Source organism: Actinotalea sp. C106 (genome assembly GCF_023630195.1).
Taxonomy (GTDB): domain Bacteria; phylum Actinomycetota; class Actinomycetes; order Actinomycetales; family Cellulomonadaceae; genus Actinotalea.
In genome coordinates this window covers 1-11,015 of record NZ_JALPKN010000092.1, presented here as the reverse complement: position 1 = coordinate 11,015, position 11,015 = coordinate 1, and the positions used below count along the sequence as shown (strand labels likewise).

Genomic DNA, 11,015 nt, shown 5'->3' with positions numbered 1-11,015 from the left:
GAGCCCGACGGCGCGCTCAGGCTCCCGGCCGTGGTCAGGGCCCTCGCGGCGGCGCGGGTGCTGGTGCCCGTCATGGCCGAGCTCGGCGTCTCCGGGGCCGGCGTGGCAGGGCTGGAGGTCGACAAGGAGGCATCGACCGGGATCGTCGCGCTCCAGGCGCCAGACGGCCGCACGGCCCTGCCGGTCTTCTCGGGCTCTGCGGCGATGGCCACGTGGCACCCGGGAGCCCGCCCGGTCCCGGCCGAGGGACCGCGGGCGGCTGCGGCAGCGATCCAGGAGGGCTGGGAGATCCTGGTGGTCGACCCCGGCGGCTCGTCCCCGGTGGTGGTGCCCCGACCGGCGGTCCGCGCCCTGGCCCTGGGCCTGGCGTGGGAGCCGGCCGTGGTCGACGGGCAGGTCCGCGGTGACGTCGGGGAGGCCCTCGCTCGGGCGGCGACGAGTGTGCCGGCGGTGCTGACGGCCCGTGCCGAGCCGGGCCGACGCGCCGAGGTCGCCCTCGTCCTCGGCCTCGCTCCAGGTCTGGACCGTCCAGGCCTGGACGCCGTCCTGGCGCAGGTCAACGGGGCGCTCGCCGCCGAGGAGACCCTCGGTGCCCAGGTGGACTCCCTCGAGATGACGGTCGTGCCGGCGGGATGACCCGGCCCAGGTCCAGGGGGGCTGCCGCCGTCGCCCCACCCTGCTCCCGCCCGTCCTCGGGCGAGGCCGGGGTCAGGATCAGGGTGCGCAGGTCTCGGTAGGGACGAAAGCGGCGTCGTCGGCCAGCAGGCTCTCGAGGGTGCTGACCGGGACGATGAAGCTCTGCCCGGCGGCGCTCTTGGCGTAGACGACCCCGACCACGCGACCACCCTCGTCGAGCACCGCCGAGCCCGAGCTGCCGGGCTCGACGGCGGCGTCGGTGACCAGGACCTCGCCCAGGTTCTCGTTGAGCGGGTCGGTGGTCTCGCCGATCACCTGGCCCTGGGTCACCGTGAGCCGCCCTCCCTGGGGGTAGCCGACGACCGTCACGGCGTCCCCCCGCACCGGATCGGCCCCGGCGAGCTCGGGGTAGCTGCTGAGCTCCTCGTCGGTGCGCACGACGGCGAGGTCGGCGAGGTCGGCGGTGGTCGAGGCCGTGACGTCGACGTCCCGGCCGTCGTAGGTCTGCACCTGCAGCTCGGCCGAGCCGGCCACGACGTGCTTGTTGGTGATCAGCGTGGTCGCGTCGATGGCGAAGCCCGACCCGGTCGAGAGGGAACCGCAGCCGACGTTGCGGATGCGCACGGCCATCTGGCGGACGGCGTCGAACCCGTCGCTCGACAAGGTGTCGGAACCCGCGACGTCTGCCGGAGCCGGCTCGGAGGGGACCAGCTCGGTCACCTCGGGCCCGGGCATGCGGGGGAAGTCCTCCGCGGCCTGCTCGACGACAGCGCAGCCTGCCGCCAGAGGCAGCACCACGGCGACCACCGCGAGGCGGCGCCCGACGCCGCGCGACCGATCGAGGGTCATCGACCGAGCTCGCGCTGCAGGGCGATGTTCGCTTCGGTCGCTGCCTGGCAGAGCACCTCCACGTCGGACTCGAACGCCGTGAGGGCGTCCGGGTCGTACTCCTCGGCGTCGGCGAGGTAGCCGATCAGCTCCTGCTGGCCCTGCACGCACTGGTCGAGGGCGAGGGCGACCTGCCCGGCCGCCTCGCTGACGCGTTGCTGGTAGTCGACGAGCTGGCGCTGCGCCTCCCGGTCGTCACCGAGCTGGGCCTTCTCGTCGGCGAGCTCGACGATCCGCTCCTGGGCCGTGCCGAGCTGGGAGCGCACCGCCTCGAGCTCGGCACGGGTGCCGGTGAGCTCGGCCCGGTTCGCGGCGAGGTCCTCGCCGATCACCTCGGCAGCCTCCAGGTAGTCCGCCGACCGGTCCTCCCAGGCCTCGGAGGTCCGGTAGAGGTGCACCGCCAGCGCCACGAGCGCGAGCGTGACCAGCACCAGCAGGGCGAGGGCGATGCGTCGTCCGACCGGTCGTCCCGACCTGGTGCTGTGCGCGGGCTCGGCACGCCCGTCGGTGCGCCGTCGAGCCGGCGGGGTGCCCAGGACCGACGCCTCGTCTGCCGCGGGCAGGTCGGCCGCGACGGGGCCTTGGGCGGCGGTCGACGTGGACTCGGTGCCAGGGGGAGGGCTCGGGTGGGTCGTCGGGTCCGTCTCGGGTGCGTGCCGGACCGTGGCCGGCGCCGACGGCTCGGGCTCGGCCCCGGGAGTGGTCACCTCGACCTCGTCCCCGGCGGCGTCGTCGACCGGGGTCCACGACCGCGCGGGGCCCGCCGGCTCCTGCTGCGACGGCTCGTCGTCCAGGGCGGTCGCTGCCGGTGCGTCGACAGGCGGCCGAGGCGCGGTGACCTGCTCGTCGAGGTCAGCCGTGGCACCGCGCTGCGGTGAGGACGGGTCGGTCATCCCACCAGGATAGGGAGTAGGCCCCCCGGGCGACCGCAGATGCTTCCCTGTCTCAGCTGACGGCCCCGGTCCAGGCCTCGCCGGGCCCCTCGCCGGGGGCGTCGGGGAAGGGGGACGCCTCGCGGAAGGCGAGCTGGAGGGAACGGAGGCCGTCCCGCAGCGAGCGGGCGTGCTGGTTGCCGATCTCCGGGGCGGCCGCCGTGATGAGCGCTGCGAGCGCGGTGATCAGCTTGCGGGCCTCGTCCAGGTCCGCGAGGTCCGCCCCCGGGCCGGCCTCGGTGTCGGGGCCCAGGCCGCACTTGACGGCAGCGGCGCTCATGAGGTGCACCGCCGCCGTGGTGATCACCTCGACCGCAGGGACCTCGGCGATGTCCCGCAGCGCGGCGGGGTCCTCGTCGACGGCAGGGGAGGGGGCCTCGGACTCGTTGCTCATGAGGACGATCCTCTCACCGGGGGGCGGCCGGCGACGCCTGCGGCCCGCCCCCCGGTGCAGGAGTCACTCGACCGGCAGGGCCGAGGTCGCCGGCTGTCCCGTCTCGACCGGGGCCGAGGCCGACAGGGCGGCGCGCAGGGAGCTGCCCAGACCGGAGTCCACCTGGGTCCAGTACTGCACGGCGCGCTCACGGATGTCCGCGCTGCGGACCCCGCCCACGTGCCCCGTGATCGTCTCGAGGAACCTGGCACGTGCGGCGTCGTCGAAGACCTCGCGGTAGAGGGTCCCCGCCTGGCCGAAGTCGTCGTCCTCGGCGTGCAGGGTCGCGGCGGTCCGCACCAGCTCGCCGTCGGACTCCCAGCCGCCCGACTCGCCGGCGCGCCCGGGCTCGGCGTGGGCGCCGCCGCGCGAGTTGGGCGCGTAGACGGGGACGTCGGCGGCGGCGAAGGAGTAGCGGGCTGCGCCGTCCTTGGAGTAGCTGTGCACGGGCGCCGCGTGGGGGGAGTTCACGGGCAGCTGCGCGTGGTTGGTGCCCACCCGGTACCGGTGCGCGTCGGCGTAGGAGAAGATCCGGGCGAGGAGCATCCGGTCCGGGCTCGCTGCGATACCGGGGACGAAGTTCGACGGCGCGAAGGTGGCCTGCTCGATCTGGGCGAAGTAGTTCTCGGGGTTGCGGTCGAGCTCGAGGGTGCCGACCTTGATGAGCGGGTAGTCCGCGTGCGGCCACACCTTGGTGAGGTCGAAGGGGTTGAACCGGTAGGACGCCGCGTCGGCGTACGGCATGACCTGGACGTGGAGGGTCCAGGAGGGGTGGTCGCCTCGTTCGATCGCCTCGTGGAGGTCACGGATGTGGATGTCGGCGTCGGAACCGGCGAGCTGCGAGGCCTCCTCGGCGGTGAGGTTGTCGATGCCCTGGTCGGTGGTGAAGTGGTACTTGACCCAGAAGCGTTCGCCCTCGGCGTTGATCCACTGGTAGGTGTGCGATCCGAAGCCGTCCATGTGACGCCACGAGGAGGGCAGACCGCGGTCGCCCATGAGCCACGTCACCTGGTGGGCCGACTCGGGGGACAGGGTCCAGAAGTCCCACTGCATGTCGTTGTCCCGCAGGTGCGAGCCCGGCAGTCGCTTCTGGGACCGGATGAAGTCGGGGAACTTGATCCCGTCCCGGATGAAGAACACCGGTGTGTTGTTGCCGACGAGGTCGTAGTTGCCCTCGGTCGTGTAGAACTTCAGCGCGAAGCCCCGGGGGTCGCGCCAGGTGTCGGGGGAGCCGAGCTCGCCGGCCACGCTCGAGAACCGGGCGAGGGTCTCGGTACGGGCGCCGGGCTGGAAGAGGGCGGCGCGGGTGTACCGGCTGACGTCCTCGGTGGTGGTGAACGTCCCGAAGGCGCCACCGCCCTTGGCGTGCACGACCCGCTCGGGCACCCGCTCGCGGTTGAACTGCGCGAGCTTCTCCACCAGGTAGTGGTCGTGCAGCACGATCGGGCCGTCAGGCCCGACGGTCCGGGCGTGGGCGTCGGAGGCGACGGGCGCCCCTGCGTCGGTGGTCGTGAACGGTGAGGTCACGGTGTTCCTTCCTCGTCCTGCTGCCCCGCCGGTCGGCCGGGGCGGCTGTGATCATCGCAGGTTATTCTGGAAGCGTTCAAGTATTCCTTCACCGTGCCGCGCGTCGCGGGGCGAGCCTGCTACTCTTGACCCCGACCGACTGGTGTCGTGCGCCTCGGCGCGTGCCATCAGTGCACAAGTGGAGCTGATCCCACCCAGGCGCCGACCGTCCGCTCACGCGGCGACAGGTTCCGGGTCCGGTCCGATGCAGGGCGCCTCGGTGCCCTGGTGCTGGCGACGTCCTGCGTCGCTCTCGGACCTGTCAGGCCTCCGCGCGTGCTCAGCAGCGGAGGCCTTCTTCGTTGTCGGTGGTCACCCCGACGAGCACGAGGAGCAGCACATCAGCGAGCCCCGCATCAACGATCGGATCCGCGTCGCCGAGGTCCGCCTGGTCGGCCCCAACGGCGAGCAGGTCGGCATCGTCCGCGTGGAGGACGCCCTGCGGCTGGCGCAGGAGGCCGACCTCGACCTGGTCGAGGTCGCCCCGGACGCCCGTCCGCCCGTCTGCAAGCTCATGGACTTCGGCAAGTTCAAGTACGAGGCCGACATGAAGGCCCGTGAGGCTCGCCGCAACCAGGCGAACACGGTCCTCAAGGAGATCCGTTTCCGCCTCAAGATCGACCCGCACGACTACGGCACCAAGAAGGGCCACGTCGAGCGGTTCCTCAAGGCGGGGGACAAGGTCAAGGTCATGATCATGTTCCGCGGTCGTGAGCAGTCCCGCCCCGAGATGGGCGTGCGGCTCCTCCAGCGCCTCGCGGACGACGTCGCCGAGCTCGGCTTCGTCGAGAGCATGCCCAAGCAGGACGGGCGCAACATGACCATGGTGCTCGGCCCGACCAAGAAGAAGGCGGACGCCAAGAACGAGCAGCGTCGTCGCGCGCAGGAGACTGCCGCGGCCAAGGACGACGCCGCTGCCGCGGACACGGCCGCCGAGACCCAGTCCTGACCACCGCACGGGCCCACCGGCCGGCGCGACACCTCACCCCTGCCCCGGGGTGACCAGAAGGAAGAGAGCACACCAGTGCCGAAGAACAAGACGCACAGTGGCGCGAAGAAGCGGTTCCGGATCACCGGGAGCGGCAAGCTGATGCGCGAGCAGACGAACGCCCGGCACTACCTCGAGCACAAGTCGAGCCGCCGGACCCGTCGTCTCGCGATGGACCAGGTCGTCTCGCCGGCCGACGCCCCCAAGATCAAGAAGCTGCTCGGCAAGTGAGCCCTGCGGCGCGCGACGCGCGCCCCGGATTCACCCCCTGAGCCCCCGAAACCCAAGGAGCACCACGTGGCACGCGTGAAGCGGGCAGTCAATGCCCAGAAGAAGCGCCGGACGACACTCGAGCGCGCGAGCGGTTACCGCGGTCAGCGGTCGCGGCTCTACCGCAAGGCCAAGGAGCAGGTCACCCACTCGCTCGTCTACTCCTACCGTGACCGCAAGGCGCGCAAGGGTGACTTCCGTCGGCTGTGGATCCAGCGGATCAACGCCGCCGCGCGCGAGCAGGGCCTGACGTACAACCGCCTCATCCAGGGCCTCAAGCTCGCGGGCATCGAGGTCGACCGTCGCGTGCTGGCCGACATGGCCGTCAACGACGCCCCGGCCTTCGCGGCCCTGGTCCAGCTGGCGAAGGACGCGCTGCCGGCTGACGTCAACGCGCCCTCCGCGGCGGCCTGACCCGACGCACCCCACGACGAGCGCCCGGTCCGTGCCCGAGCTGTCCAACCCCCGCGCCGAGCGGGTCAAGGCGGTCAAGGCTCTGGCCGGGCGTTCGTCGCGTCGCCGGACGGGTCACTTCCTCGTCGAGGGCCCCCAGGGTGTGCGTGAGGCCCTGCGCTGCTGCCCCGCGGCCGTCCGTGAGCTCTACCTGAGCCGTGCTGCGGCCGACCGCCATCCGGACCTGGTGCGTGCTGCGGACGAGGGCGGGGTCCAGGTGCGGACCGGAACCCCCGAGGTCCTCGAGGCGATGAGCCCCGACGGTCAGGGTGCGGTGGCGGTGGTCGAGCAGCTCACCGAGACCCTCGGCCGGGTGCTCGCCGCAGCCCCGGCCCTCGTCGCGGTGCTCGCCACCGTGCGCGACCCGGGCAACGCGGGCGCCGTGATCCGTGCTGCCGACGCCGCGGGCGCCGACGCGGTGGTGCTCGCGGGGGAGAGTGTCGAGCTGCACAACCCCAAGGTGGTCCGCTCGAGCGCCGGCTCGATCTTCCACCTCCCGGTCGTGACCGGCCTGAGCGTCCAGGAGGCCGTGGCCGCCCTGCGTGACGCAGGCCTCGCCGTGCTGGCCGCGACGGGTGACGGGACGCACGACGTCGACGACCTCCTCGACCGCGTGCCTCCCCCCGGCAGCGACCAGGGCATCGGTCCTGGGCGCCCGGAGCACCGTGCCGAGGCCCGGGGGCCGGGGGGTCGAGGGGACGGGGTACCTCCCGACCTCACAGCACCCACGGCCTGGCTCTTCGGGAACGAGGCCCGCGGCCTGAGCCCGCAGGAGCTCACCCTGGCGGACTCCTCGGTGCGGGTGCCCATCCACGGGCTCGCCGAGTCGCTCAACCTGGCGACCGCGGCCACCCTCTGCCTGTACGCCAGCGCGCGGGCACGCCGGGCCTGACCGACCCGTGGGAGGCTCGCCGGGTGCGTCTCTTCCTCGCGGTGCGACCGCCCCGGCACGTGCTCGACCACCTGAGCCTCGCGCTGGACGGTGTCGCGGCATCCCTGCCGACCGCGGGCGGCCCGGGACCGATCCGCTGGTCGGCCCCGGAGAACCGGCACGTCACGGTGGCCTTCTACGGCGAGCTCTCCGACGGGGCGAGCGACGACCTCGCCGTCGCTCTCGAGGAGGAGATGGACGAGGTCGCCCCCGTGGCGCTCGACCTCCGCGGCGCCGGGGTCTTCTCCCACCGCACGCTCTGGGTCGGGGTCGGTGGTGACCTCGAGGGGATGCACGGCCTCATCGCCGCGGCCCGACGGTCCGGGGAGTCCGCAGGCGCAGCTCCCGAGGTGCGCGTCCGGTCGCGTCCGCACCTCACGGTGGGAAGGGTCTCGCGCGGGGCGGGGGACCGGGGTCGCTCGGGGCGACGCGGGCACCTGTCGCGCGGTGCGCCGGAACCGGGACCCGGCGCCGCCGAGTCGCTGGTGGCGGCGATGTCGCTCTACCGCGGCCCCTCGTGGACGGTCGACCAGGTCGAGCTGATGAGCTCGCAGCCGGGTGCGGGGCGGCACGGTGGCCCGCTCTACACCCCGCTGCGCGCCGTGGTCTGCGGCCGAGGTGCCGTTCCGTGACCGCCGCCACGCACGCCTGACAGACCCCTGCTGTGGCACGATGTCAGCGTGATCGCGACCCGCCTGGTCCCCGGCGTCACCGGCGGACGATTTCCGCGGCCCGTGCGCGGGCTGCGCGACTGATGGTCGCGCTCGTCATCCTGCCGAGGCAGCTCGGCGGTCCGACGACGCCAGGGCCCGCGGACGGGCGCCACTAGACTCCCCAGCTGGTCGAGTGCCGCGCGCTCGACCGCCCGCCCCGTGTCGGAAGGTCCGGATGTCCTCCTCCTCGCCCCTGTCCCCGCTCGACGCCGACGGCATCGAGGCCGCCGTGGCTCAGGCCGCAGCCGCCTTCTCGGCGGCCCGCGACCTCGACGAGCTCAAGGCCGCCCGGCTCGCCCACGTCGGTGACCGCAGCCCGCTCGCCCTGGCCAACCGAGCCATCGGTGGTCTGGAGGGTGCCGACAAGGGGGCCGCGGGCCGTCTTCTGGGCCCCGCCCGTGGGCGGGTCGGTGCTGCCCTCGCCGCGCGCCAGGCCGAGCTCGAGGCCGAGCGGGACGCCCGCGTCCTGGTCGAGGAGACGGTCGACGTCTCCCTTCCCGCCGAGCGCTCGGCGCGGGGCGGCCGCCACCCGCTCGAGCTGCTGTCGGAGCGGATCGCCGACCACTTCGTCGGGATGGGCTGGGAGATCGCGGAGGGGCCCGAGGTCGAGGCCGAGTGGTTCAACTTCGACGCGCTCAACTTCGGGGTGGACCACCCGGCACGGCAGATGCAGGACACCTTCTTCGTCGAGCACCCGCGCGACCCCGCAGCGGACTCGGGCCTCGTGCTCAGGACGCACACCTCGCCCGTCCAGGCGCGCGCCCTGCTCGACCGGGACCTGCCGGTCTACATCGCCTGCCCGGGGCGGACCTTCCGCACCGACGAGCTCGACGCGACCCACACGCCCGTCTTCCACCAGGTCGAGGGCCTGGCGGTCGACAAGGGTCTGACGATGGCCCACCTCAAGGGGACCCTGGACCACTTCGCCCGCGCGGTCTTCGGTCCGGAGTCGCGGACCCGGCTGCGACCCGCGTACTTCCCGTTCACCGAGCCCAGCGCCGAGATGGACTTCTGGTTCCCGCAGAAGAAGGGGGGCCCGGGCTGGGTCGAGTGGGGCGGCTGCGGCATGGTCAACCCGAACGTCCTGCGCGCCTGCGGCGTCGACCCGGAGGTCTACTCCGGCTTCGCCTTCGGCATGGGCATCGAGCGCACCCTGATGTTCCGTCACGGGATCGCTGACATGCACGACATGGTGGAGGGCGACGCGCGCTTCACCCTCCAGTTCGAGGGGACCATCTGATGCCGCGCATCCCGCTGACCTGGCTCGCCGAGCACGTCGAGGTCCCCGCAGGGACCACGGCCGAGCAGCTCGCGGCCGATCTCGTCCGGGTGGGCCTCGAGGAGGAGGCCCTCCACCCGGCTGCGGTGTCGGGTCCCCTCGTGGTGGGTCGGGTGGTCGAGCTGACCCCCGAGCCGCAGAAGAACGGCAAGACGATCAACTGGTGCCGGGTCGATGTCGGCGCGCACAACGGGACCGCGGAGGACGGCAGGCCCGAGCCGCGCGGGATCGTGTGCGGGGCCCACAACTTCGGCGTCGGGGACGACGTCGTCGTCGCGCTGCCGGGCACCGTGCTGCCCGGCCCCTTCGCGATCGCCTCCCGCAAGACCTACGGGCACGTCTCGGACGGCATGATCTGCTCGTCGCGCGAGCTCGGCCTGGGCGAGGACCGCGAGGGCATCATCGTGCTCGCCGAGATGGGGCTCGAGGCGTTGCCGGGGACCGACGCCCGCGGCCTGCTCGGGCTGGGCGAGGAGGTCCTGGAGATCAACGTGACCCCCGACCGGGGCTACTGCTTCTCGATGCGCGGGGTGGCCCGCGAGTACGGCCACGCGACGGGCGCCCGCTTCACCGACCGGGCCGCCCTCGTCCCGCAGGACGAGAGCCCCTGCGCCGACGGCTTCCCGGTCGAGGTGGACGATGCGGCACCGATCCACGACGCGCCCGGCTGCGACCGGTTCGTGGCCCAGGTCGTGCGAGGGGTCGACGCCTCGGGTCCGTCTCCCGCGTGGATGCAGCGCCGGCTCACCCAGGCCGGGATGCGGCCGATCTCCCTCGCGGTCGACGTCACGAACTACGTGATGCTCGACCTGGGGCAGCCGCTGCACGCTTACGACCTCGCGCAGGTCGCCGCACCGGTCGTCGTGCGTCGCGCCCGTGACGGGGACCATCTGACGACCCTCGACGGCACCGAGCGCGCCCTGCACCCCGAGGACCTGCTCATCACCGACAGCCCGGAGGGGCGTCGCGGGGCCCGGGTGCTGGGGATCGCCGGCGTCATGGGCGGGGCCGACAGCGAGGTGGCCGGGAGCACGACGGACCTGCTCGTCGAGGGGGCGCACTTCGACCCCGTGAGCGTCGCCCGGTCCGCACGTCGGCACCGCATCCCGAGCGAGGCCGCCAAGCGCTTCGAGCGCGGTGTCGACCCCGAGCTGGCCCGGGTCGCCGTGCGGCGGGTGGTCGAGCTCCTCGTCGAGCACGGTGGTGGCGTGGCCGACGCCGAGCTGACCGACGTGAACCGCACGGTCCCCGCGCCGGCGATCGTGCTCAACCTGGGCCTGCCCGCCCAGCTCGTCGGCGTGCCCTACGGCCCCGAGCAGGTCATCGGTGCCCTCGAGGCCGTCGGCTGCACGGTGAGCTCCCCGCACGACGTCGCCGGCGGGACGGGCACCGTGAGTGTGCATCCGCCGACCTGGCGGCCCGACCTGACCATGCCGGTCGACCTGGTCGAGGAGGTCGCGCGTCTCGAGGGCTACGACGCCGTGCCCTCGGTCCTCCCGGTGGCCCCGGCCGGTCGTGGCCTCTCGGACGGGCAGCGTGCCCGGCGCGCCGTCGCGCGGGCTCTGGCCGAGGCGGGCTACGTCGAGACGCTGAGCTACCCCTTCGTCGGGCCGCACCAGCACGACGAGCTCGGGCTCCCGGCCCAGGACCCGCGACGCCGGTCGCTGCGGCTGGCGAACCCGATCTCCGAGCAGCAGCCCGAGATGCGGACCAACCTCGTGGTGACTCTCCTGGAGACGGTGCGCCGCAACGTCGGGCGAGGTCTGACCGACCTGGCGATCTCCGAGACCGGCCTGGTCACCCTGCCGAGCCCGGAGGCGGGCGGGGCGCCCCAGCTCCCCGGTGGGGTCCGGCCCACGGACCAGGAGCTCGACCGCCTCGAGCAGGCCGTGCCCGCGCAGCCCCGGCACGTGGCGGCGGTCCTGA

General features: G+C 73.4%; 12 protein-coding genes. 8 read left to right on the top strand and 4 right to left on the bottom strand.

The genetic code is table 11. From position 1 onward, the window contains the following. Positions 1-636: SseB family protein (locus L0B03_RS08295; RefSeq protein ID WP_250445344.1), on the top strand; the 636-nt coding region annotated here is incomplete at its 5' end. A gap of 78 nt (positions 637-714) precedes the next feature. On the opposite strand, the gene L0B03_RS08290 is transcribed toward L0B03_RS08295, so the two are convergent. The 4 genes from L0B03_RS08290 to L0B03_RS08275 all read right to left on the bottom strand — a co-directional run bounded on the left by L0B03_RS08290 (position 715) and on the right by L0B03_RS08275 (position 4,416). After that, positions 715-1,485, bottom strand: a complete 771-nt coding sequence (locus tag L0B03_RS08290; protein WP_250445343.1) for a S1C family serine protease — start codon at positions 1,483-1,485, stop codon at positions 715-717. Beyond that, complete coding sequence (locus L0B03_RS08285; RefSeq protein WP_250445342.1) at positions 1,482-2,417, bottom strand: hypothetical protein; 936 nt, start codon at positions 2,415-2,417, stop codon at positions 1,482-1,484. The genes L0B03_RS08290 and L0B03_RS08285 overlap by 4 nt, the downstream gene beginning before the upstream one ends. A 52-nt stretch (positions 2,418-2,469) precedes the next feature. Further along, positions 2,470-2,850 (bottom strand): DUF1844 domain-containing protein, encoded by a 381-nt coding sequence (locus L0B03_RS08280; RefSeq protein WP_250445341.1) that lies wholly within the window; start codon positions 2,848-2,850, stop codon positions 2,470-2,472. Between the two features lie 63 nt (positions 2,851-2,913). Continuing rightward, positions 2,914-4,416, bottom strand: coding sequence for a catalase (locus L0B03_RS08275; RefSeq protein ID WP_250445340.1), 1,503 nt, complete (start codon positions 4,414-4,416; stop codon positions 2,914-2,916). A 244-nt stretch (positions 4,417-4,660) separates the two neighbouring features. Here L0B03_RS08275 and infC point away from each other — a divergent pair, with 244 nt between their 5' ends. The 7 genes from infC to pheT form a co-directional block, all read left to right on the top strand. Next, positions 4,661-5,404, top strand: coding sequence for a translation initiation factor IF-3 (gene infC / locus L0B03_RS08270; RefSeq protein WP_250445339.1), 744 nt, complete (start codon positions 4,661-4,663; stop codon positions 5,402-5,404). Positions 5,405-5,479: 75 nt separating this feature from the next. Next, the gene (gene rpmI / locus L0B03_RS08265) at positions 5,480-5,674 is read left to right on the top strand and encodes a 50S ribosomal protein L35 (protein ID WP_250445338.1); all 195 of its coding nucleotides are present in this window, start codon (positions 5,480-5,482) and stop codon (positions 5,672-5,674) included. 66 nt (positions 5,675-5,740) lie between these two features. Then, on the top strand, positions 5,741-6,127 hold the full coding sequence (rplT, locus tag L0B03_RS08260; protein WP_250445337.1) for a 50S ribosomal protein L20: 387 nt from the start codon (positions 5,741-5,743) through the stop codon (positions 6,125-6,127). Between the two features lie 31 nt (positions 6,128-6,158). After that, positions 6,159-7,058 (top strand): RNA methyltransferase, encoded by a 900-nt coding sequence (locus L0B03_RS08255; RefSeq protein WP_250445336.1) that lies wholly within the window; start codon positions 6,159-6,161, stop codon positions 7,056-7,058. 23 nt (positions 7,059-7,081) lie between these two features. Next, entirely contained in the window at positions 7,082-7,729 is a 648-nt protein-coding gene (gene thpR / locus L0B03_RS08250) for an RNA 2',3'-cyclic phosphodiesterase (RefSeq protein WP_250445335.1), read from the top strand. Positions 7,730-7,985: 256 nt separating this feature from the next. Further along, positions 7,986-9,050 carry a phenylalanine--tRNA ligase subunit alpha gene (gene pheS, locus L0B03_RS08245; protein ID WP_250445334.1) on the top strand — a complete coding sequence of 355 codons (1,065 nt, stop codon included), beginning with the start codon at positions 7,986-7,988 and terminating at the stop codon, positions 9,048-9,050. Continuing rightward, a partial coding sequence (gene pheT, locus L0B03_RS08240; protein WP_250445333.1) for a phenylalanine--tRNA ligase subunit beta occupies positions 9,050-11,015 on the top strand: 1,966 nt, incomplete at its 3' end. The genes pheS and pheT, both read left to right, overlap by 1 nt.